Origin of the sequence: Nocardia sp. alder85J (genome assembly GCF_020176955.2) — a bacterium.
GTDB lineage: Bacteria > Actinomycetota > Actinomycetes > Mycobacteriales > Mycobacteriaceae > Nocardia.
Genome location: NZ_JAIUCZ020000012.1, coordinates 132,660 through 154,879 on the forward strand (window position 1 = coordinate 132,660; position 22,220 = coordinate 154,879).

The following is a 22,220-nucleotide window of genomic DNA, read 5'->3' on the forward strand; positions in this document are numbered from 1 at the left end:
AGGGTCATATGGTCTCGGCATTCGATCAGCACTTGGACGCTTTCCGCGGTTACCAGGCCACGCCGTGGGGGCGGCTGCGTTACGAGCAGGTCACGGCCACTCTCGCCCGCCACCTGCCGGACCGTCCGCTGACGGTGCTGGACGTGGGCGGCGGCAACGGCTTGGACGCGGTGCGCTTGGCCGACCTGGGCCACCATGTCACTGTCGTCGACACGTCGCAGGCCTCGCTCGAGGAGGCCACTGCTCTGGCTGCGGCGCACGGCTGCGTGGAGTTGATCGCGACCCGGTGCGCGGACATCGCCGACCTGGGCGCTGTGACGGCGCGCGACTCCTACGACGTGGTCATGGCCCACAATGTGCTGCAATACGTGCCGGACCGGCCCGAAGCGCTCAGGGCGATGGTGTCAGCGCTGCGGGCGGGCGGACTGCTGTCGGTGCTCGTGCCCAACCCCGCCAGCGACCCGTTGACCGCGGCGGTGCGGCGCGGGGACCTGGACGAGGCGGTGCGGCTGCTGGACGCGGGAACCCGCACGTCGGTCACCTACGACACCGAGATCGACGCCATCACCGCAGCCGAACTGGCCGCCGATATGGTCGCCGCCGGGCTGAGGCGACCGGCCCGTTACGGGGTGCGCACGGTGTGCGATCTGATCAGCGACGACGACGCCAAACACGATCCGCAGTTCTTCGCCCAGCTGTTACGGCTGGAGAATCTGCTCGCCGACCGGGACCCCTATGTCGAAACGGCCCGCTTCGCGCATCTGATCGCGGTGAAACCCGAAGCGGCTCAAACGGACGGCGTTGGTGATCTCGAGGCGCGGCGTGTGCCGATGGATCTGGCCGGCTATGAACGGCGGGTGCGGGCACAGCGGTGTTTCGTGTGCGCGTTCGTGGCTGGAGAGCCCGGCTACGAGCACCACACGGTCTTCGACGACGGCGAGCACGTCGCGTTCTTGAGCCGGTACCCGACGTTGCCCGGCTACGTGCTGGTGGTGCCGCGCCGCCACGTCGAGGACGTGGTGGGTGATCTCACCACCGAGCAGTACCTGCGCCTGCAATCGGTGGTGCACCGGGTCGCCCGCGCTGTCGCCGCGGTGACGAGTCCGGAGCGGACGTATGTGATGTCGCTGGGCGCCAAGCTCGGCAACGCGCATGTCCACTGGCACATCGCCCCGCTGCCGCCGGGGGTGCCCTATGCCCGCCAGCAGCTCTACGCCGTCGACGCGGCGAACGGCATCCTCGACTACAGCGACACCGAGATGAGGCAGTTCGCGGCACGGATCCGTGCAGCGCTGGACGACGAGGCGTGACCGAACGCGATCCCTCACGGTCGCACCGATCCAGCTGCCAACCAGGGAGATCGAATGACCAACCGCGCCACCACCTCATAGTCCTTCAGAGCCTGGTTGAGTTTCCCCCGCCACACGGGACAGGTCCGGTTTCCGTTCCGGGGCACCGCAATGCCGACGATCGGTCGTGCCGGCCTCGGATCGATTCGTCATCGTCTCTTTGTCGGTGCCTACTGCTGTCGGTGAATCCGTTTCCACTGCAACTGGATCCACAGAGCCCAACCGGAGGGCATCGTGGACGTGCGGTGTACACGCTGACGGAGGCGAGCCCAGTCCGCTTCCGGATCGCCGGGATGACGCTGCGCCGCGATCCGTCCGTATGCTTCGAGCGCGTCACCGATGGTGACGCCCGGGATGAGTTCCTCGTCGTCCAATACCCCTCCTCACGATCGAGTCCGCACCGGTCCGCCCAGCCCCGGCAACGACATCCCCGGCGTCCGTTCCGTCCGCACCAGCGCTTGTCCGCGGTGGCTGGCGCCGTGCCATGGACGATACGGTGCATGCTGGCCGTCCTGAACGACAGTCTCGGTGTGTTGGGGGCTGAACTGCGGTGATGGTATGTCCCACTGGTAGGTACGGTGCTGAGTACCGGTGGCCGGGGTTGTTGTCCGGCTGCCACGTGAGGTGTGTTTCTCCGATGATGTTGCGAGCGGGGGACACTCGTGGCTGTGGCGGATATCGGTGGCACCGGTCGGGGCTCGAGTTGAGGGGGCCCGTGCCCGGCGGGTCGGCGCCGAGCTTGTCGGCGACCATGGTGTCGAACTCCCGCCGCCGGCGGTCGGCGCCGTTGCGGCGCGACGGCAGCACGCCCCGGCACACCAGGAACGTGCCGCCGGTCTCGACGTCGCGGACCTCGACGTCGCGGTGGCGCAGCCGGCCCCAGTCGCGGCCCGGGGCCGGGTGATGGTCGGTGCCGCACAGCGCGCACACCGGCGCGGTGTAGCCGTGCTCGGTCAGCAGGGCGGCCTGCGCGCGCGCCTTGTCCACACGCGGGCCGGTGATGTACCCGCACGAGCACACCCCGCAGACTCGCCGCCCGGCCGCGACGTAGCCCCACGGCAGATGGACGAAGCGGGTGAAATCGGCGGTCCGGTCGCCTATCGGCCACCCCTCCTTCTTATCCACTGAGTTTCCGGCCCGGCGGGCACCCCGCCCAATCGACGTCATCCACTGAGATCGGAGGCCATCTCACTGGATAAGACTGGTTATCCACTGAAGTGTCGGCGGCACGGTCACTCCCGCTGCGCGGCGACCGCCGTGGCAAGGTTCTCCCGCACCGTCACCGTCGTCGGATGCGCCTCACCGAGGACCCGCACGCAGTCGGTGAGGGTCTGTTCGTACAGGGTGATGGCGCGGGTGAGGTCCCCGGCGGAGTGGTAGGCGGTGGCGCGGTTGTTGCCGGAGGTGAGGGTGGAGGGGTGGTCGGTGCCGAGGACCCGTTCGCAGTCGGTGAGGGTCTGTTCGTACAGGGCGATGGCGCGGGTGAGGTCCCCGGCGGAGTGGTAGGCGCTGGCGAGGTTGTTGCGGGAGGTGAGGGTGTCGGGGTGGTCGGGTCCGAGGACCCGTTCGCGGTCGGTGAGGGTTTGTTCGTACAGGGGGATCGCGCGGGTGAGGTCCCCGGCGGATTTGTAGGCGCCGGCGAGGCTGTTGCGGGAGAGCAGGGTGTCGCGGTGGTCGTCGCCGAGTACCCGTATCCGGTTGGTGAGGGTCCGCTCGAACAGGGTGATGGCGCGGGTGAGGTCCCCGGCGGATTCGTAGGCGGAGGCGAGGTTGTTGCCGGAGGTGAGGGTGTCGGGGTGGTCGGGTCCGAGGACCCGTTCGCGGTCGGTGAGGGCCTGTTCGTACAGGGGGATCGCGCGGGTGAGGTCCCCGGCGGCTCGGTACGCGTAGGCGAGGTTGTTGCCGGAGGTGAGGGTGTCGGGGTGGTCGGGTCCGAGGACCCGTTCGCGGTCGGTGAGGGCCTGTTCGTACAGGGCGATCGCGCGGGTGAGGTCCCCGGCGGCTCGGTACGCGTAGGCGAGGTTGTTGCCGGAGGTGAGGGTGTCGGGGTGGTCGGGTCCGAGGACCCGTTCGTAGTCGGTGAGGGTCTGTTCGTGCAGGGCGATGGCGCGGGTGAGGTCCCCGGCGTCTTGGTAGGCGGTGGCGAGGTTGTTGCGGGATCCGAGGGTGTCGGGGTGGTCGGGTCCGAGGATGCGTTCGCGGTCGGTGAGGGCTTGTTCGTGCAGGGGGATGGCGCGGCCGGGGAGGCCTTGGCCGGTGAGGAACATCGCGATCTCGTTGAGGAGGGCTGCGGTCTCGGTGGTGCCGGTGCCGACCGCGGTGTGGTCGGCGAGGGCTTCGGTGTGGGGTGCCAGGGTGCGCCATACCGGCCAGGTCGCGGGGTCGTCCAGGGTGGCGGGGAGGGCGGCGGTGAGGGTGGTGGTGGCGCGGTCGCGGGCCTGGTCGATCATGTCGGGGCGGCGGTGGGTGTCGGTGGGGTCGGGGGTGCGGGCGACGGCTTGGACCAGCCGGTGGATCGAGACCGCGGCGCTGCCGGGGTCGATGGTGATCATGGTGTAGGCGGCCAGGATCCCGAGCGCGGCGTTGATCGTCGGTGGGTCGGCCAGCTCGTTGATCAAGGACATAGGGATGGTGTCGGGGGCATACCAGGCCAGGGTGAGCAGCAGATCGACCGCGAAGGGTTCCCGGGCGGTGATCCGGTCGAAGGTGACCCGCCAGATCCGGGCCAGGGTGCGGTGCTCGCCGGTGCCGGCCCCGGCCCGCCGGTACATGGCCGCGGGATACCCGGTGAGCAGGCGCAGGTAGTCGCGGGGGGTGGTGGCGGGGTTGTGGGCGAGGTAGGCGCCGGCCTGTTCCACGGCCAGGGGCAGATGCCCCAGTTCGGTGCACAACTCGGTGGCGCCGTCGAGGTCACGGGGCCCGCCGGTGGTGAGCAGCCCGGACAGTAGGTCCAGTGATTCGGCAGGGGTGAGGATGTCGAGGGAGACGATGGTGGCGTGGCGCCATCCGGTGGCGAGGCGGCTGGTGATCAGGATCCGGCCGCCGGAATCGGTGGTGCGGGCGAGGATCTCGGCGATGTCGGCGGGGTCGTCGACGTTGTCGAGGATCAGCAGCCATCCGGTGTGGGTGGCCAGCCACTGCACTCCCCGCGCCGCGAGTTGCTCCACCGGCAGCACCGTCGCCAGTTCCGGTTCCAGGGCGGTGGCGAGGCCGGCCAGTCCCTGCTGGACCTCGCCGGGGCCGGCGGCGGTGATCCACCGGATCGGGGTACACCCGTGTGGCCGGGTGGCGGCCCACTCGACGGCCAGGGCGCTCTTGCCGATCCCGCCGAGCCCGTGCACCGCATGCACCACCACCGTGGCGCTACCGGTGGTGATCGTGTCGAGGCGATCCAATTCCGTGGCGCGGCCCACGAACCGCTCCGCCCGCAACGGCAGGTTATCCACCCCCGCCGGTGCGCCGACGTCCGCGATCGGCCGTAGGGGGCCACTGTGAAAATGGTTGACCTGCGTGTTGTTGTCACCGATCCCGCCGATCACCGCCCCGGCGGCGTTGACCACGAGATCCCCCCTGCCGGGTTCCCCACCGGCACCATCGATGTCCACGCCCCGAGTATCGACGCTCACGACCGCAACGTCACGACACCCACGAACTGCTCCTCGAACCCCCGCGCATCCACCGCACACGCCGGGCGGGATACCGACCTTCCCGACGCGACAAACACGCTCCACCCGGCTCTCAGTGGACGACGCGGCTCCGGTCCTCGGCCAGCGCGAGTGCCAGGTCGAGGATGAGGCTGCGCTGGGTGTGCTCGCCGATGCCGTGCAGGATCTTCACCGGGATGTCTTGCTGGAACAGGTCGTTGAGCACGAGCAGGCTCGGCGGCCGGCAGGCGCTACGGGTTTGTATCCTGGTGTCATTGATCGACCCTTCGAGGGGCTGCGGTTTCCCCGCTCTCGAAGGAGTCTGTATGTCCGCGCTCGACGTGCCGCGTGCTGGTGACAGCTGGGTGCCTCCCGGCGATCTGCCGCCCGAATCGCAGTGGCGGACCTGGGATCGCATCCGCTGCCTGGAATGCGGGCGGTGGAGGCGGGTGCTGGGGAAGCATCTGCGGGAGCACGGCCTCGATGCCGCAGGTTATCGGGAACGGTGGGGTATGCGGTCGGGGATGCCGTTGTGCTCGGCCGAACTGTCGGAGAAGTGGCGCCGTACGGCCGTGGCCCGAGGTACCGAGAACACCGATCGCCTGGTGCGAATGGCAAGTGAGAACCACGTGGCCGCCACGGAGGTGGTGAGGGGCCGGACGATGCGCCCGCAGGAGTTGCGTGCGCGCGGCGCACGGGCCACGGGGAGAGCGCGGGCACGTGAGGACGCCGCCCGCGCCCGCGTGGGCGATCTGGATCGCTGGGTGCGGGAACGCTATTACGAGGATCTGTGGTCCATCCGCGACATGATGCGGTACCTGGACCTGTCGGAGAAGTCTGTGCGCGCGGCGATGGCCGCGGCCGGGGTGGAACCCCGCGGGCGGGGCCCGGCCCCTCACCGTTCCCGGAATTAACGCATGCGTTTTCATTGACGCCGGTGCACGCCATGCTCCACAATTAACGCATGCGTTATTCGAAGCCGGGGCGTAAGGCGATCGGCGACAAGTACGAAGTCCGACTCGAACCGACGCTGGCCGCCGCCGTCGCCCGATATGGCGAAACCCGCTGGCCCGGCAACAAACACGCCGCCGCGAAGGCGCGGCGGGAACTGATAGAAATCGCCATCCACGCGCACCAGAGGAGCCACCGGATCATGAGCACTGTCCGCCTCGTCGTTCTCGGCTCGCCCACCGACGCCCCCGGGATGGAGTGGGGATCGGCGCTCAACTACGTCCCCGACATCGAGGATGCTCCCGGAGTCGAGGAGTTCCTGAAATCCCACGGGGTCTGGGACAACGAGCAGCCCGACGCGTACGTTCTGGTCGTGCCCGTCGACTTGTGGGACGCCGAGCTGAACGGAAACCCGAACATGGCCGTGGAAGTGCCGCAAACCCAGTGCGACTCACTCACCGCCGAACTGGCCGAAGGACAGCACTCATGAACGAGCCGGAGTTTACCGGCATCCCCGCCGTCGATGCGCTGATCGAGGTCGCCGGCCGGGAATACAGCCAGTTCTGGGCACTTGCGTCGGTGAGCGACGCCGAGGGCACGGTGTCGAAGGTGCGCGGCACCGACCTCACCGAGCAGCAGGCCGCGGCGCGCCGGCGGGGGTCGGCGGCAAAGCGGCGCCTCACCTGGGTGCAGAAAGATGGGGAACGTGGCGAAGATCGCCGAAGCTTGCAAGCGTTGCGATGCTGCGTACGCCGAGTTCGACCGGATCTCCGGGTGGTGATCCAGGAGTTGCGGGGCGTCGTGGCTGCGGGCCTGGACCGCAACGATCAGATGCTCGGCCGGATGCGGCGGTCGTGGGACGCCGGATCCGTGGTGATCGACGCCCTGTCACCGAAGCTTCCCCGACGCCGAACGCCGATAGGGTTCACATCCTAGATAAGTTTCGACGGTCAGGCTGAACGCAGTGCAGCGGCCAGGCCTGTTACGGCCACCTGCGCCACCAAGGCTTCGGCTTCCGTTTGAGCAGGATCGCGAGGTTCGTCATCGCGCCGGTGTCTCCGGTGTCGGCGGAAGTCCTCGATGTGCCGGGCCAGCGGCACCGGCCCGGCGTCGTCGCCGGTCACTCGAACAGGTCCCGCAGGAAGTCGCGGCCGCCGGGTGTCCGCCGCCGCCGGGCTACGCGGCGGGCGGCGAGCTCGTCGACCATGACCGGTCCGGTCCTGCTGGCGGGCCCGGGCCTCGGCGACTTCGGCTTCGAAGACCGCGCGGCGGCGCGCGGTCTCGGCCGGGGAGCGGACCTTGCCGGTGAGGACCCGGCGCTGCATCGACATCTCGCGCCCGCCGGTCAGCGCCAGCCCGTTGGCGGCGCCGCCGTGGGAGATCTTCCCGCCGCACCCGCAGTGGCAGCGCCGGCGGTTGCGGTACCAGCCCGGCAGCTCGTACCTGTACCGGTGATCCCGGATCGCCGACGCCCGCCAGCCGCACCGCTCCAGACTGTCCGCCGACGTGGTCCGCGCCTTGGCCCGGGCCGTCGCTATCTCGAAATCCACCCCACACCGAAGTTGCCCGATAACCAGGAAACGAACGATTCCCGCCGGGTCAGGTCCGGGCAGGTCGTTCCTTCCCTTCTACCGAAAGTTGCCCGATAACAGAGGTTATCGGGCAACCCGATGCACCGTGTCGACGGTGTTGACAAGTCAGTGCCGGATCGGAGACCGATCAGGGGGATGGCTTTGATTCCAACCTTGCGATGGCGACGGCGAGGTTGGCGCGAACGCTCGCCGTATGCGGGTGGCCAGGCCCGAGTACCCGCACCGTGTCGGTGAGGGTCCGCTCGTACAAGGGGATGGCACGGCCCAGGTCCCCGGCCGCCTGGTAGGCGCCGGCGAGGTTGTTGCGGGAGGTCAGGGTGGCGGGGTGGTCGTCGCCGAGGACCCGCGCCCGGTCGGTGAGGGTCCGCTCGTACAAGGGGATGGCACGGCCGAGGTCCCCGGCCGACTCGTAGGCGTAGGCGAGGTTGTTGCGGGAGGTCAGGGTGGCGGGGTGGTCGTCGCCGAGGACCCGCACCTGGTCGGTGAGGGTCCGCTCGTACAAGGGGATGGCACGGCCGAGGTCCCCGGCCGCGTAGTAGGCGCCGGCGAGGTTGTTGCGGGAGGTCAGGGTGCCGGGGTGGTCGTCACCGAGGACCCGCACCCGGTCGGTGAGGGTCCGCTCGAACAGGGGGATGGCCTGGTCGGGTCGCCCTTGGTCGTTGAGGAACCGTGCGGTGTTGTGGAGCAGGGTTGCGGTGGTGCGGGTGTCGGTGTCGAGGCGGGTGTAGGTGGTGAGGGCTTCGATGTGGGGGAGCAGGTTCCGCCAGGCCGGCCAGTCGGCGGGGTTGTCGATGGTGTCGGGGATGGCGGTATACAGGGTGGTGGTGGCGTGGTCGCGGGCCCGGTCGACGGCGTCGGGTGCACGGTGGGGATCGGTACCGGTCGGGTCGGGGGTGCGGGCGACGGCTTGCACGAGCCGGTGCAGCGAGACGGTGGCAGTAACCGGGTCGGTGGTGATCATGCTGTAGGCGGCCAGGATACCGATCGCGGCGTCGAGTGCGGGCGGGTCGGCCACCCCGGCCAGCAGGGTGACGGGGATGGCGTCGGGGGCGTACCACGCCAGCACCCGCAACACCTCGACCGCGGCGGGATGGGTGACGGTGATCCGGTCCAAGGTCACCGACCAGACCCGGGCGATGCTGCGTCCGGTGGCGGTGTCGACCCCGCCCTCGCCGAACATCTGCGCCGGATACCGGGCCAGCAACTCCCGGTAGGTGCGGGGGGTGGTGAGCGGGTTCTGTGCCAGGTAGGCGGCGGCCTGCTCGACCGCCAGCGGCAGCTGCCCCAACTCTGCACACAAATCCACTGCGCCGTCGAGGTCGCGGGGCCCCGCGGCGGTGACGATGCCGGTCAGCAACTCCAGCGACTGGCCCGGGGTGAGGACGTCGAGGCGGATCACCGCGGCGGTCCGCCAGCCGGTCGCGGCCCGGCTGGTGATCACCACCCGGCCCCCGCGCACCGTCACACGGTCGGTCACGGCGGCGACATCACCGGGCCGGGTGACGTTGTCGAGGATCAGCAGCCACCCGGTGTGGGTGGAAAGCCACTGTGCACCCCGCTCGGCCAGCTGTTCTGCCGGTAGTACCCGTGCCAGCAGTGGCTGCACCGCCACCGCCAGATCGGCCAGGCCCTGCTCGACCGCGGCGGGGCTGTCGGCGGTGATCCACCACACCGGTGCACACCCGTGCGGGCGGGTCGCGGCCCAGTGCGTGACCAGCGTGGATTTCCCGATCCCGCCCAGCCCGTGCACCGCCTGCACCACCACTCCACCGGTAGGGACGGGCCCGGACAAGACCGCGTCCAACCGCGCCAATTCTGTTGTGCGCCCGACGAACACCCCCGGCCGTGCCGGCAGATTGCGCAACCCCGGTGGGGCGTCGACCTCGGCGACCGGCTCCAAGGCCTGCGGTAGCACCACCGCGTCACCGCCGGCCTGGATCGTGGTGTTGCCCTTGCCTTTCACCGTGACGCTCTGCGTGACCGGTGGCAAGGCCTGACCGGCCGGTGGGCGTTTGCGGCCGAAGATCATCGCGCCGACCGCCGATCGACGTCACCACCGGCCTGGATCGTGGTATTGCCGTCACCCTTCACTTCGGCGTGCTGGGAGACCACCGGGCCGCCACCCGATGCACGGTCAGCGGGTTTCGGTGTCGTGGTGGTGTTCTGCCGCAGAGACAACCACAGCGACACTGTGGCGCTGACCATCGTCAACGCGGCCACGATCACCCACAACCACCAGCGGGCCGGGCCGGGCCCGGTCGCATAGTTCACCGCCACCGCCGACCCCGTGGTGACCACCGCCGCTGACACCGTCGGCACCACCACCCGCGTCACAGCCCCAGCCATCGACAACCCCCCTTCTCATCCGGCAACACGACTCCCCTGCACTACGCCCAGCCGACCACAGCCGGCCCGGCGACACCGCGACAGTTATATCGGCGCGACTCTTCGATGACACCATCGCCGAGAAGCGGAGCGACGCTACAACTCCAGCATCCACACCACCATCCCAGCCGCACTGGCAACTAGGTCCTCCCCCCTGCTACGCCTTGGGCGGTGCTGTTCCGGTCTGACGGGCCAGAAGCCTGTCGGTCAGCTCGTTCGTCGCCAGGTACCACCAGAAGATCCAATCCAGATAGGCGGCGTCGTAGGCCTTCTTCTGGTCGGCCTTGCGATGGCGGATGCCGAACTTGTTCGCGACCAGGAAGAGGTCGCCTTCGTCAGTGCTGAGCAGCTCCTTTTTGAGTAGACCGCGGCGTTCTTCGAGGAGACCGGCCAGGGTGACACAGGCGCTGCGCTTCTCGTCGATTGTTGCACTGCGACTTCGGAAGAGTGCGATGGCGTGAGCGACGGAATTCTTTCGGGTTGGATCGGGGGCGGTCAGGGCGGCCTCGATCAGATCCGAGCGCGCGTCGTGGGCCTCTCCTACCAGACGCCCGACGTCCTCCCCGCTCTTGGCTAGGCGCAGTTCGATGCCGTTGCGGGCCAGGATGCGGTTGACGGTCCACCTGTAGAGGATCTGGGCGGGCCTCGGCGTGAACACCGAGTAGTGCCAACCACATCCTCCGAAGTTGTGGAGATGACGTCGTCGCGGCCGCGCTACCAGGTCGTGAAAGATTTCGACCAGGTCGAAAAACGCCGCCTCTTCCCAGCTCGGCGGCCGTGGTGACCACAGCCCTCGGCTCCCGATCCGGTCGGCGATCATGGTGTCGAGAACGTCGTCGGGATTCACTCCGGGATAGTCGTCATCGACACACGGGTCCGGCGCTGCTTTTCCCAGATACCCACGGTGCTGGAATTCGTAGATCGCAGCGAGCCACTCGCGTTGCGCCGCATCGATATCCCGCTCCGGCGGGCCGATGGTCACCGCGGTGGCCATCCGCTTCGAGTAGTAGGACCGTGGTGAATGCTGCTCGGGAAACGTCGCCGCCGCAGCGACGAGCTCTTCGAGGAACTCCCGACCGGGAAATGCCGACTTCCGGCTTCCGGAAGGAGCTGTCGCCCACGGATCATCCGCGGGCGCGGCCCAGGCCGTTGATGTCGGCGATCCGGAGTCCACGTTCCTGAAGTCCTGCTCAGGAGTCTCGGAAGCGAAAGCTTCGGACAGCAGAAGGGTGACTTCGTCCGTCCACGTCCCGCTCGTACTGCTTGTTGACGGCGCGGCGGCCAGCAGTGCCTTCGCCTCCAAGACGAAAAGCTCCCGTGGCCAACGCAAGACGTAGTCGGGGCTGCGATCAGCGATGTCGAACACAGCGAAGACAGTAATGAGCCCACGTCACTTCAGAGGCAGAGTCCACAACGGATCGGAGATCTGACCGCTGGAGGCCCATGCGGTCCGGTCGACACGTTTTCCGACACTCAGCCGACCGCGGCGACCGGCTGCAACCCGCCCGCGGTACCCGCCCCGGGTGAGGCGTCGGTAAGGATCTATTGACAACACCCTGCAGTCGACCGCTGCCGGAGGTCGGCCTGCCCGCGGGACAAGCGGAGTCGAGTTCGTCCAGGACGCTTGCCCGTGATGGGGTCCGCGGTGTCACCACCGCGCCGAGAATCACATCGTGGCTGGTGTCGACGAACCAGGTCACCCAGTTATTCACCAGGATCCCGTCGACATCCACGCGCACCGGCGCCTCGATATGATCAGCTTCCCAGGCGTGGATGCGGCGGGTGGCCGGGCGTTGCAGGAACACATCGAACTTCCGGCGCGCCCGCTCCCCCGACCACGACCCCACGTCAGTAGGCGAACGAACTTAAGACAGCGTCCGGGTCGTTGGCCCTGCCTGCGTAGACGGCACCGTGCCATTCGGCGGTGAGTCGCTGCCAGGCACGCCACGCGGCATCGTCGAGGTGGGCGGTTCGGCCGTCGCCGGCGTCGATCCGATCCAACACGGTGAGGGTGTCGCCCGCGGGCGTGGACCCGTCGGTGGGCGGCGTGGGCACCAAGATCCCCTCCGAGTTGTACAGCTGCGTGGGGCGCTCGCCCGTGCGGTCCGGTGCCGTGGCGATCGCGAGTGTCAGCACTTGCACGACGGTCTGCCAGGCCGTCAACGACACGTCGTAGTCGTCTGCTTCGTCGGCTTCGCGCCAGGCCTCGACGAAGTGGGCGACTTCCCGCAGCGCGGGCAGTTGTGGTGACGGCGGGGTGTTCTCGGCCTGGATCATCATGTTCAGCGCGGCGCGCAACAGCGACAGGTCGGTCCTGGTCGCGGTCGCGATGTACAGGCCCATGTGCCCGATCCCGGCATGGGTCACCTCGATCTGGGTGGGTGCCTGGTCGTTGCCGATGTCGAAACGCCAGTCCAGCACGATCGCATTCAGTGCCGCTTCGAGTTCGGGTGCGACGAGCTGATCCGGCAACCGCCACGGTTCCTCGTCTGCGGTCTCGGCGTCGTTGGCGTGGCGCAGGACGGCGCCGAACTCGATGGCGCGGCCGAACTGCCCGGCCAGATCGGGATGGTCGGGGACGAGCACTCGCACGGCTGCTGCGTGCAGGCCGTCCTCGGTCATTCTGTCCATGGTGTTCTCCTGGTTGGACTGGTTGTGATTGCAGGACTGCCGGTTTCGGGCGGCGATGGCGTCGGGGCACCGACGGTGGTCAGTGGTCGGTTCTCGGGGTGGTTCAGCGGTGAGGCCGGGGTGTGCGCTGGGGCGGTGTGTGGTTGCCCGGGGTCGGTGTGGAGGCCGAAGTGCGTGCTCAGCCATGCGTGCCAGAGCATGCGTTGCTGCCGGTGGCGTGCGATGCGGTCGGTCCGAGCGTGGGAGAGACCGTGCGCGGCGGCGATGTCGTCGAGAGTTGCCGGGCCCGCGGTGATGCGGCCGCGCACGTGGCTGATCAGGCCTGCGGTGGCGAGTCTGGCCAATGCGGCGTATCCGCCGCTGCGGCTCATGCCGGCGGCGGCGATCGCGTCGGCGGGGGAGCTCATCTGTTGGATGAGGATGAGTTCGCCGAGGCGACGGCAATGCATCCCGAGCACGGTCCAGGCCGGGTGGACCGGCCGGACCCGGACACGGTCACGGTGCACCGGGTCGACGCGGATGCGTCTGCCGCCGAGGCGTGGTGTGACGAGCGCGAACTGGTCGGCCAGCACGCCCGCGGCGCGGCGGGTGCGCAGGATCGGCGCGCCGGGCAGTTCGCGGAGGTCGCGCAGCACCTGCCACACGGTGGTTTCCGGGATGGATGCCATGAGGGACAGTGACCGGCCGCCGAGTTCGACCACCGGTACGCCCCGGACGGTTCTGCCGGTCAGTGTGCTGGCGTGGGCGAGGGCTTGCAGGACGGCGAGCACGCTCCAGCGCCGCGCGGAGCGGGGCCATTGGGCGTCGACCCAGACCGTCGCGGAAGAAAGCCATCTGGTTTGTTTTTCGTGCCTCCTGCCCCCGTACCCCCCTGTGTGCTCTGTGATCTTGTGCGCGGCGGGAAGGAATTCGGGTGCGTTGCGGGAGGCCCAGTCGCAGGCGGTGTTCCAGTCGCGGCGTAACGCGTCGTCGGCGCCACGGCCGTAACGGTGGTAGGCGGCGGCGAACCCGGTCCAGGCGCCACCGGCGGCCGGGAGGTGAGCACGGATGTCGGCCAGGCTCATGCCACGCAAGACCGCGGCGGTGAGGACGGCCTGGCGGGCGGCCGAGCGATCCAGGCGGCCGTCCGGTGCCCGCCACCGGTCGTCGGGGATGCCGTCGACCGCGAACGCGCGCACCGCGCGCGGAATCGGTGTGCGCTGGCGCAACCGCGCGCGCAACCGCGCACGGTCCCCGGACTCTTCCCACAGGTGAGCGTGGTCCGGTGGTGTCGCGCGCGGCGTGCGCGGCGCGGGGTGCGCGACCGCGCGCGCCGCGCGCGGTTCGTGAACGACCGTGCCGCCGAGGTGATTCGATACGCGGTCGCCGGTGGTGAGCAGTGTGCGCAGGCGGCCGAGAGTGCCGTGGTCTGAGCGCGCGGTGAGGGTGTCGACCGCGTCGTCGAGGGTGCCGCCGGTGAGGTGGCGGACGCCCCCTTCCCGGGTCCGTGACCCCGGCGGTGTCAGGCATCCGGTCGCCACGTTGAGCATCGGGGTGATGTCCAAGGTGGGCAGCCGCTCGGCGAGCAGGCGCAGCAGCGGTTCCAGCTCGGGCCGCCCGAGGCGGGCACCGATCGGCAACGGCAGCAGTACATGCTGCCCGCCGCTGGTGCTGTGGTCGACGACGACGCGTCCACCGCAGTCGCGGATCCAGTCCACACAACGGCGCACGTCCGCGGCGACCGCGGCGGGCCCGGCGTGTTTGGCATCGAAATCCAGGCCGATCAGCCCGGTCGTGCCACCCAGTGCGTAGAGCGGAACAGCGGCCGGCGCGGCGGGTAGCCGGCCAGTCAAGGGCTGGGCGCGTTCGCGGAATACGCCCCGGTCGGGGCACCACAGGCGCATCGACCGGCGTGCCGCCACCAGCGGCGCCAGCCGCGCCCAGACGCGGGCTGCCTCCCGGACCGGATCGGCGGGCAGGGAACGAGTTTCGGGGAGTCCAGGTAGTGCGGGGCCCGTGGATACCGGTGCGGTGCCGTGGCCGGCGGTGGTTGCACCTGTCTCGAGGCGTGCGCTACCGTGGGAGCTGCTAAGTGGCAATTTAGCTGCGCCTTCGGGTGCTCGGGCCTTCAGTTACCGCTGAGGGCCCTCATGTTGTGTTGTGGGTCGTATCCGGGTGGGGCCGTGGACCTTCGGGCATGAAGGCCACGACCCCGCCCGGTGAACGCTCAAGCGGTACGCACAGCGATCACCTCCCCCCGGCCCGGAACACGAAGACCGTACGGTCGGGCCTTGTCGATCACCCGGTCGACCGTCGAGCGGACGATATTGCTGCGGGTGAGGATGCTGGCTTCGGTGGCGACGGTGGCAGGTGCCATCCCCTGCTCGGCCAATTCGAAAATCGTCATCAGTTGCTCAACCCCGAGTTTCGTGACCCGGTGCCGCACCATCTGTTCGGCCATCTGCTGATACCGGCTGCCCGAATCACCGGCCGAGTCCGGCCGGGTGCCTGCACGCACGGAGTCCGGGACTCGTTGCCGGGGCAGAGTCAGATCCGGAGTGTCCTCCGCGTCGAGAGGGACTTCACTGAGTCGCCGCCCGGTCGCCATCGGTGGTGGCGGCAATGCTGTGCGGTCGGGGGCGGCCGCCGATAGGTACGGCGGTGGCATCACCGGCGGGCGGTCCTTCACAGGATCACCGCCGCTGCCGTGTATCTCGGGCGGTCGTGCCTCGCCGGGGTCCGGGATGCCCTCGGCACGGTGCGGGTCCGGGCGGGCGTCGGCGTACAGGCCGTCGAGGAGCATGCCGTAGCGTGCGGCCAGCCAGCTGTGTACCCAGAGGATCACCACGACCATGGTGGGCGCGACGGCGTCTTCGGCGGCGCGCCCGAGATCCCCCGCGGCGATGTGCGGCCCGGCGTTGAGACCGACGGTCACCAGCAGCAGCCCGACCTCGAAGACCAGGATCCCCGTGCGGGGCTGTGCCGCGGTGGTCGTGGTGCGCAGCTGTGCCGCGGTGGTCGACTGGGTCATGATCTCCCGCAGCGGGATCGAGATCATCGCTTCCAGGAAGAAACTCAGCGCCCACAGCACCCACCAGGTCGGGCTGCCGCCGTCGGCGGCGGGGGCCAGGTTGCGGCCGACGTTGATCCCCGACCAGAGCAGCCCGAACGCCACGACGGCCCGCAGATTCCGTGACATCGCCGTCGTCCGCCGCAGGAGGGTGGCCGCTTGCGCGTCCCGGCTCTCACCGCGCTGCCGCGCTGCCGCCGCCCGCGCGTGCCAGCGCTGTTCGTCCGCGTCCTCACGCCGGGCCCGCGCCTGCGCTCTGCGGTCGGCGTATTCCACGGCCAGGTCCCAGCGGAACACCCGCTTCGTCTGTCCACGGCGTTTGGCCCGCATCCATTCGTACACCTTTATTTCCGCGGCCATCTCGGCGTCGGACATCTGCTCGTACAGCGCCGGGTCGTACTGGAGACCGATGGCCGCCTTCGCCTGCGCGACCCGCGCGGCCAGCGGCGTCTCGCTGCCGGCCCGCCCGGCACGGCGCGAGATCCTCGGTGCCCGGTCCGGGGCGGGGTCGGCAGCGGAGGCGGGCTCGGTGGTCATCGGATCCTCGATTCCGGCCGGACCAGCGACGGCAGCAGCGACTGTGACGACAGGCCGCCGGTGCGCCCGGACAGCGGATGTGGTTCGCCGGACAGTGCCACGAGTGCCTCGACGATCTCGTCCATGCCCGCGCGGGTGTAGATCCCGGTGGAGCCGGAGCGGAAGCCGTCGGTGTGCCCGGCGTACGCCTTGGCCACGGCCGGTCCGAAGTTGCGGTCCACCCATCGCAGCGTGGTGTGCCGCAGCCAATGGGTGGTGATGCCCTGTGACTGCACTGTGGGGAAGATCGTCCCGAGCCTGGTCCACCAGTACTGGTACCGGTTCCGGCTCATCGGCGCTCCGTTGCGCAGGCGCAGCAACTGCGCCTGCGGTGGCACGCTGTGGCGGTCACCGTGCTGGCACAGCAGCGTCATCAGCGTCGGCGAGACCGGCTGCCAGCGGAAGACCCCGCCCTTCTCCCGCAACATGATCAGGCATTGGTCGGGGTCGAGATCCTGCGGCCGCAGCCGCCGCGCCGCGGTGAGGCGGCAGGCGGTCTCCAGATGCAGGCGCAGCAGCAGGGAATCCAGCCGGGGATCGTCGCCGGTGTTCGCCGTGGCCTCGACGATACGGGCCAGCAGCTCCTCGGGCAGGGCGCGGCGGTTGGACGGCAGCTGCCGGGGCTTGACGAGCGCGGCGCTGGGATCGTCCTCCGGGAACAGGTACTTCTCCTCGACCGCCCGCGCGTACAGATACCGCAGCGCGGTCACGCAGTGGATCGCCGTGCCCGCGCCGTTGCGGTCGCTGCGGCGCACCGCGCGGGTGGTCCGGCACCATTCGACGAAGGTCCGCAATTCCGTCACCGTCGGCTGGTCGATGCGCCGGTCGCCCCACTCGTAGGCCAGCAGTTTCCGGTAGTACGTCCGGTAGGACACCCGTGTGCTCGGCGCGATCACCATCGCCGCCTCGACCTCGGGAATGTACTGGCCGAAAGTCGGGATCGGCGGCAGGACGACATCGGCGGCCAGCAGATCGGCCGGGGTCAGATCCAGCCTCCGCAGCACCCGCAGCGCCGTCAGGACCCGGCCGGTCGCCTCGCTCGGGCCGGTCGCCGCGATCTCGCCGGGCCGCACGCCGGAGCCGGTCACGGCGCACTTCCTTCCGCTGCCCGGGTGAGGTGGGGGAGCAGGATCTCGTCGAGCGCCCCGAGCGGGACGGCCGCGAGGATCCCTGGCAGCAATCCCGCGACCAGCAGCATCCGGTCGCCGCGCTCGAGCTGCGCGGCGGAGCGGGCCCTGGCGGGCACGTACATCTTCCCGTCGGCGACCAGTCCCGACGACGCGCCCAGGGCCCCGGCGTCACCGGGCGACGAGGTGACCAGCAGCAGGCCGCCGCGGGCATGCCACTGCACCGCATCCCCCCTGCGCCACCCCAGCGCGTCGAGCAGGTGCCGCGCATGCACCCGCATATCGCAGTCGATCTGCCGCACCGAGTACACCGCGGCGCTCTCCCGCGCCGGGCGCATCGACGGCAGCGGCAGCCCGGTCACCCCGGCCGGGACCACCACGGGCATCGGGGGCACCAGCGGCACGAGGCCCCCACGGGAACCAGACGTCATCGCCGCCACCCCCGCCCCGGCACGACGGTACCGATCCGGCGGAACAGCGTGCCAGAGTGACGAACTGACACCTTACGGGGGGCGAATTCGCGGGCAAATGCGGTTGGTCTCGTCGAAGAGGTTTCCGAAATCGTGGTACCAGCTCCTTTCTCGTGCTTGTTCGGCGAGTGTGACCGCGCGACGGGTGTCGCGCGCGCCGACGTGGTAGAGCTCGCACAGCGCGCGAACGTCCTGCTTACGGACCTTCTGGACGCGCCCGGACTCGATCCGTTGCAGCCCTGCGGGACTCAGATCGGCCAGGCCGGACGCCCGCATGATGGTCATTCCCGCTGCTGTGCGCGCATCGCGCAGAAATCGCCCCAGCTGCCGCCGGGGCAGGGTCGACGTGGGGATCTCGTCCCTCTTGACAGCCATGGTGCCCCCTGGAAAGTGAATATTCGAAAATCGGCCCACCGCACAATAAGAATTCATTCCCTAGCTGCAGCAAATCGAGTGGCATCCTGGGGTTTCGCACGACTTCCATCCAATTTCCAATTCCGCTGGTTTTTTCGTCCCGGCCGTGGTCTGCTAGGTACCGGCGGCCGGGTGGTGCTGCAGTGTCGGGGCCTCGAAACACCCTCTGCCACGAAAGGTACGACAACTTCGGCTGCGAGCCAAGGGTTTTCTCCAAAATCTTCTCGTGTCGAGTCGCCTGCCCGCCGGTCACCGAACACTCCGAGGTTGAATATTCAGAACGGGGGATTTCGAATAATGAAGTTTGCCACCGCAATGGCTCCGCTAACGCCGCTCGCGGCCGCCGGAACCGGACCGATCCGGCAGCGCGCGGTCGGTTTCGTGCGCACCGATATATCCGGTACGGACGCCGAACGGCATGCCCTCGAGATTCGGAGATATGCCTGGCGCAATAATTATCGCCTGCTGTATACGGTGCGGCCTCCGATCGATCACGCCGATCCGGTCGGTTACGCGCTGGGCCTCGCCGCCGGACTGGACGCCGCGACGATCGTCGTCTTCGACCTGTCGCACGTGGACAACCGGCCCGAACTCGTCTGCGACGACTTCGATCTGGTGACGGTCTGCCCGCCGCAGACCTGGGCCCGGACCGCCGCGGCGGGGTGGTGACCATGCGACTGCCGGCCAAGGGCCTGGTCATCGCCGCCTGCTGCGGCAGTGTCGATGCCCACGACAGCCATCCGATCCTGCCCGCCGTCGACCGCCTGGCCCGGCTGCACCGGGCCGGACTGGCCGCCGCCCCGCCCGACCTGCCCGCCCTCGAGTACGCCCGGCGCACCCTGATGCGCGAGATAGACCACTGGGTGGCGATCAACTACTCACGCCGCCCGAGCGCCGCCTACCTGCACACCGAATCGCTGAGTTCCGTGCTGGACCGGATGGCCGAGACCCAGGTCCGCGCCTGGCGCCTGCTGCTGTCCGCCACCGCCACCGACCCCCTGGTCCACTCCGCCTGGACCTATCTGGCCGAACTCACCGACGGCTACCACGACCTGGTGACCGAGGTGGAATCCGGCCGCCGTCGCCTACCCCTGGCCCAACCCTGGGAGATCACCGCCGCGGCAGGCGCCCGATCCAGATGCTGGTAGCTCTGGTGGACCGCGGAGCCCCCCGCGATCTTCCTCCCCGACCAGCCCGAACCCCTTGTGCCCGAGTGGAATACAGCCGTGCCCGCCTGGGATCACCAGTGGAGGCCACGCACAGCGCGGCCTCCGGCCGGAGACTCCCGCCGTGACAGTCGCGTCCGGGCCGACAGTCGGGAAACATCGTGTCTCATCGGATGGCGAGGCGGCACCCGGTGTCGATGGTCGTGCCCATGACGACGCCGGAATCCTGCCGGTGGTCGCAGGCCCGGCACCGAGTGCCGGATGCCGTCACGGTTCGGGTGTCATCTCGCCGGATCGGGAAGTTTCCCGTGCGCCACAGCGCTGTTCACAGCACGGCAAGAAATAGCGGATGGGAGGCGTTCTCATCATGCGGTGGAATTTCGCGGTCGCGGTGCTGTTCGCCGCACTCGTCGCCGCTCTCGCGACGACGACGGGCGTTGCTACGGCCGGAACAGGTATGTGTAATTTCGTCGATGTGGCGATCCAGTTCTGCCACACGTAGATCTCGATCCCGGCGGGCGGCGATCGGTAGCCGCACGCCGCCGGTATGCGGGCCGGTGCCGCTCGGCCCGCTAGGCGCTCTGTGACAGCCCGGTCCGGGCGCCGCCGATCACCTCGGTGTAGTGGCCGAGCAGTTCGGTGCAGATCGCGGGCCAGGTCCGGTGCAGGACGGATTTCCTTGCGGCAGCGGCGAACCGGGTGCGCAACTCGGCATCCCGCAGCGCGGAGACCGCACTGGGCAGCAATTCGGAGAAGCGATCCACCGGCAACAGATATCCGTTGCGGCAGTGTGCGATCAGATCGCGCGGGCCCCCGGCGTCGGGGCCGATCACCGGCACCCCGGAGGCCAGCGCCTCCTGCACACCCTGGCAGAACGTCTCATGTTCACCCGCGTGCACCATCACGTCCAGGCTCGCGTAGGCGGCGGCCAGCGCGGCGCCACCGAGCTCCCCGGTGAAGATCGCCGACGGCATCAGCTCGCCCAGCCGGGCCCGCTGCGGTCCGTCGCCCACCACGACCAGCTGCACGCTCGGATCGTCGGCCAGCACCGCCAGCCGCTCCACATGCTTCTCCGGCGCGAGCCGCCCGACGAAACCCACCACCAGCTTGTCCCCGGCGGCCCAGGTCTCGCGTAGCTCCGCCGAGCCCGCCGCCGGGTTGAAGCGAGCGATGTCCACGCCCCGGGCCCAGCGATGCACGCGCGGGATGCCGTGCCGCTGCAAGTCCTCGACCGCCGCCGAGGAGGGCGCCAGCGTCCGGGCCGCGCGCACGTGGATGCGCCGGGTCCAGGCCCAGGCCGCCCGCCGCGCGGCGCCGAGCCCGTAGCTCTGGGCGAAGCCCGCCACATCGGTCTGGTACACCGCGACGGCCGGCAGATCCAGCCGCAATGCCGCCGCGACGCCACCGGCGCCGAGCAGGAAGGGGGAGGCCAGGTGGACGACATCCGCGTCGAACTCGTCGATCGCGGAGGTGATGACCGGTTGCGGCAGGCCCACCGGCAGCGAACTGATCTTCGGCACCATCACCGCGGGTACCCGGATCACCGGGAACCGGCCGTGCTCACGCGGCGCCGGGGGCTGCCCACGTGGCGTGTCCGGTGCGATCACCAGGGCTTCGTGACCGTGACGATCCAGGTGATCCAGCACCTGCAACACGGAGTTCACGACACCGTTCATGTTGGGCAGGAAGGACTCCGCAACGATGGCTACGCGCACGCTTCGAGTGTGATCAGCCAGACACGCCCTGACGTCACGCCGACGTGACACCTACGCGAAAAATCGGCGAACACTCCGGCCCACCGCTTCAGGCTGCCGCCTCCGCGGGCCGGGGCCGCACCGGTAACCGGGAGGCCGGGCTGCCGCGGCGGCCGATCCGGCGCAGCACCCACAGCAGCGGCAGCGCCACCAGCCAGCAGACCACGATCACCGACAGCGCCGGAATGATCGCCACCCGCGCGTCGCGCCCGGCGACCCGGACCAGCTCGGGATCCTTCTTGCTGTACTCGACGTTGATGCGCTCCCCGGCGGTCAGCCGGGTCGGGTACAGCACGCCGGTCTTGGGATTGTGGGTGACGCCGTCGGGGGTCACATAGGTGACCGCGGACCGCAACCGGCCCGCCGAGAGCACCTCGCCACTGGTCACGCCCTTGTCGGAACTGATCAGCGAGTCGTCGCGCCACGCCGCCAGCACCAGCAGCACCGCGAGCACACTCACCGTGACCGCGGCCACCAGAATGCCGATCCGGGTCCGGCGCAGCCGCGTCGGGCCGGACGGCCGCTGATCATCAGACTGGCTGGTTTCCGACACCGCACAAGGCTATTCCATCGTTCCGATAGCGTGTGCGGCCATGTCCCGAAAATTCTGCTTCACCGTGCCCTACAGCGTCCCGGTAGAACAGCTGCACCGGGCGATCATCGATGACGGACTCTGGCGCGCGCGATTCGCGACCGCCCCGACCGCCACCCTCGACCTCTCCCGTCCCGACGGCCCCGGCACCATCCGCATCCGGATGACCGAGCGGGCCCGGCCGGACAAGATCCCGTCGGTCGTCAACCGGGTGCTCAACACCGACCTGGTGCTGGAGCGGATCGACAACTGGGCCGCGGTCACCGGCGACGGCACCGCCATCGGCGTCTTCACCGGCGCCACCACGGGCCTCACCACAGAGATGGACGGCGCCTATCTGCTGCGGCCGACCGCCACCGGCTCGGAGATCGAGGTGACCGGCACGGTCACCGTGAAGGTGCCGCTGGTCGGCGGAATGATCGAGCCGCTGGCCGAACAGATGCTGCACCGCGTGCTCGACAGCGAGCGGAAATTCATCGAACAACAACTGGGCGCCGACGCGGTGGCCTGAACCGCACGG

The 22,220-nt window shown here is 69.4% G+C and carries 23 protein-coding genes; 7 read left to right on the plus strand and 16 right to left on the minus strand.

The features are described from left to right. The first annotated feature begins 8 nt into the window (after positions 1–8). Complete coding sequence (locus LBW94_RS36035) at positions 9–1,310, plus strand: methyltransferase domain-containing protein (protein ID WP_225057029.1); 1,302 nt, start codon at positions 9–11, stop codon at positions 1,308–1,310. A 209-nt stretch (positions 1,311–1,519) separates the two neighbouring features. Here LBW94_RS36035 and LBW94_RS36040 read toward each other — a convergent pair whose 3' ends face one another. The 3 genes from LBW94_RS36040 to LBW94_RS36050 all read right to left on the minus strand — a co-directional run bounded on the left by LBW94_RS36040 (position 1,520) and on the right by LBW94_RS36050 (position 5,219). Beyond that, positions 1,520–1,723, minus strand: coding sequence for a hypothetical protein (locus LBW94_RS36040; protein WP_225057030.1), 204 nt, complete (start codon positions 1,721–1,723; stop codon positions 1,520–1,522). Between the two features lie 858 nt (positions 1,724–2,581). Continuing rightward, complete coding sequence (gene fxsT / locus LBW94_RS36045) at positions 2,582–4,954, minus strand: FxSxx-COOH system tetratricopeptide repeat protein (RefSeq protein ID WP_266272984.1); 2,373 nt, start codon at positions 4,952–4,954, stop codon at positions 2,582–2,584. 133 nt (positions 4,955–5,087) lie between these two features. Beyond that, on the minus strand, positions 5,088–5,219 hold the full coding sequence (locus LBW94_RS36050) for a hypothetical protein (RefSeq protein ID WP_255634400.1): 132 nt from the start codon (positions 5,217–5,219) through the stop codon (positions 5,088–5,090). Positions 5,220–5,319: 100 nt separating this feature from the next. On the opposite strand from LBW94_RS36050, the gene LBW94_RS36055 reads away from it, so the two are divergent. Genes LBW94_RS36055 through LBW94_RS36065 form a run of 3 tightly spaced genes read left to right on the plus strand, consistent with a single transcriptional unit; the run spans position 5,320 to position 6,880 of the window. Further along, a complete protein-coding gene (locus LBW94_RS36055) occupies positions 5,320–5,907 on the plus strand; it encodes a MucR family transcriptional regulator (protein WP_225058436.1) in 588 nt (195 codons plus the stop codon). Between the two features lie 50 nt (positions 5,908–5,957). Then, the gene (locus tag LBW94_RS36060) at positions 5,958–6,434 is read left to right on the plus strand and encodes a hypothetical protein (RefSeq protein WP_225058435.1); all 477 of its coding nucleotides are present in this window, start codon (positions 5,958–5,960) and stop codon (positions 6,432–6,434) included. Further along, positions 6,431–6,880 (plus strand): hypothetical protein, encoded by a 450-nt coding sequence (locus LBW94_RS36065; RefSeq protein WP_225058434.1) that lies wholly within the window; start codon positions 6,431–6,433, stop codon positions 6,878–6,880. The genes LBW94_RS36060 and LBW94_RS36065 overlap by 4 nt, the downstream gene beginning before the upstream one ends. Before the next feature lie 14 nt (positions 6,881–6,894). Here LBW94_RS36065 and LBW94_RS36070 read toward each other — a convergent pair whose 3' ends face one another. The 10 genes from LBW94_RS36070 to LBW94_RS36115 all read right to left on the minus strand — a co-directional run bounded on the left by LBW94_RS36070 (position 6,895) and on the right by LBW94_RS36115 (position 18,149). Then, positions 6,895–7,494: a hypothetical protein gene (locus LBW94_RS36070; protein WP_225058433.1), complete on the minus strand. Its 600-nt coding sequence runs from the start codon at positions 7,492–7,494 to the stop codon at positions 6,895–6,897. A gap of 169 nt (positions 7,495–7,663) precedes the next feature. Then, positions 7,664–9,565 (minus strand): tetratricopeptide repeat protein, encoded by a 1,902-nt coding sequence (locus LBW94_RS36075; protein WP_266272988.1) that lies wholly within the window; start codon positions 9,563–9,565, stop codon positions 7,664–7,666. After that, positions 9,562–9,882: a hypothetical protein gene (locus LBW94_RS36080; RefSeq protein ID WP_225058432.1), complete on the minus strand. Its 321-nt coding sequence runs from the start codon at positions 9,880–9,882 to the stop codon at positions 9,562–9,564. The genes LBW94_RS36075 and LBW94_RS36080 overlap by 4 nt, the downstream gene beginning before the upstream one ends. Before the next feature lie 196 nt (positions 9,883–10,078). Next, positions 10,079–11,287, minus strand: a complete 1,209-nt coding sequence (locus tag LBW94_RS36085) for a hypothetical protein (RefSeq protein ID WP_225058431.1) — start codon at positions 11,285–11,287, stop codon at positions 10,079–10,081. 482 nt (positions 11,288–11,769) lie between these two features. Then, a complete protein-coding gene (locus LBW94_RS36090) occupies positions 11,770–12,552 on the minus strand; it encodes a hypothetical protein (protein WP_225058430.1) in 783 nt (260 codons plus the stop codon). Continuing rightward, positions 12,540–14,384, minus strand: a complete 1,845-nt coding sequence (locus LBW94_RS36095; RefSeq protein WP_225058429.1) for a hypothetical protein — start codon at positions 14,382–14,384, stop codon at positions 12,540–12,542. Before LBW94_RS36095 ends, LBW94_RS36090 begins: the two co-directional genes overlap by 13 nt. A 374-nt stretch (positions 14,385–14,758) precedes the next feature. Further along, positions 14,759–16,138, minus strand: coding sequence for a hypothetical protein (locus LBW94_RS36100; protein WP_225058428.1), 1,380 nt, complete (start codon positions 16,136–16,138; stop codon positions 14,759–14,761). Then, positions 16,135–17,265: a tyrosine-type recombinase/integrase gene (locus LBW94_RS36105; RefSeq protein WP_225058427.1), complete on the minus strand. Its 1,131-nt coding sequence runs from the start codon at positions 17,263–17,265 to the stop codon at positions 16,135–16,137. Before LBW94_RS36105 ends, LBW94_RS36100 begins: the two co-directional genes overlap by 4 nt. Next, on the minus strand, positions 17,262–17,735 hold the full coding sequence (locus LBW94_RS36110) for a hypothetical protein (RefSeq protein WP_225058426.1): 474 nt from the start codon (positions 17,733–17,735) through the stop codon (positions 17,262–17,264). Before LBW94_RS36110 ends, LBW94_RS36105 begins: the two co-directional genes overlap by 4 nt. Before the next feature lie 72 nt (positions 17,736–17,807). Further along, on the minus strand, positions 17,808–18,149 hold the full coding sequence (locus tag LBW94_RS36115) for a helix-turn-helix domain-containing protein (protein ID WP_225058425.1): 342 nt from the start codon (positions 18,147–18,149) through the stop codon (positions 17,808–17,810). A gap of 513 nt (positions 18,150–18,662) precedes the next feature. On the opposite strand from LBW94_RS36115, the gene LBW94_RS36120 reads away from it, so the two are divergent. Together LBW94_RS36120 and LBW94_RS36125 are read left to right on the plus strand one after the other, a co-directional pair. Further along, positions 18,663–18,857 carry a hypothetical protein gene (locus LBW94_RS36120; protein ID WP_225058424.1) on the plus strand — a complete coding sequence of 65 codons (195 nt, stop codon included), beginning with the start codon at positions 18,663–18,665 and terminating at the stop codon, positions 18,855–18,857. A gap of 2 nt (positions 18,858–18,859) precedes the next feature. Continuing rightward, positions 18,860–19,336 (plus strand): DUF4254 domain-containing protein, encoded by a 477-nt coding sequence (locus LBW94_RS36125; RefSeq protein WP_225058443.1) that lies wholly within the window; start codon positions 18,860–18,862, stop codon positions 19,334–19,336. Between the two features lie 343 nt (positions 19,337–19,679). On the opposite strand, the gene LBW94_RS36130 is transcribed toward LBW94_RS36125, so the two are convergent. From LBW94_RS36130 to LBW94_RS36140, 3 genes are all read right to left on the minus strand, one after another. Continuing rightward, positions 19,680–19,850, minus strand: coding sequence for a hypothetical protein (locus tag LBW94_RS36130; RefSeq protein WP_225058423.1), 171 nt, complete (start codon positions 19,848–19,850; stop codon positions 19,680–19,682). 76 nt (positions 19,851–19,926) lie between these two features. Beyond that, positions 19,927–21,069: a glycosyltransferase family 4 protein gene (locus tag LBW94_RS36135; RefSeq protein ID WP_225058422.1), complete on the minus strand. Its 1,143-nt coding sequence runs from the start codon at positions 21,067–21,069 to the stop codon at positions 19,927–19,929. 88 nt (positions 21,070–21,157) lie between these two features. Beyond that, positions 21,158–21,661 carry a DUF3592 domain-containing protein gene (locus LBW94_RS36140; protein WP_225058421.1) on the minus strand — a complete coding sequence of 168 codons (504 nt, stop codon included), beginning with the start codon at positions 21,659–21,661 and terminating at the stop codon, positions 21,158–21,160. Positions 21,662–21,701: 40 nt separating this feature from the next. Between LBW94_RS36140 and LBW94_RS36145 the strand changes: the two genes are divergently transcribed. After that, positions 21,702–22,211: a DUF2505 domain-containing protein gene (locus LBW94_RS36145; protein ID WP_225058420.1), complete on the plus strand. Its 510-nt coding sequence runs from the start codon at positions 21,702–21,704 to the stop codon at positions 22,209–22,211. The last annotated feature ends 9 nt before the right edge of the window (positions 22,212–22,220 follow it).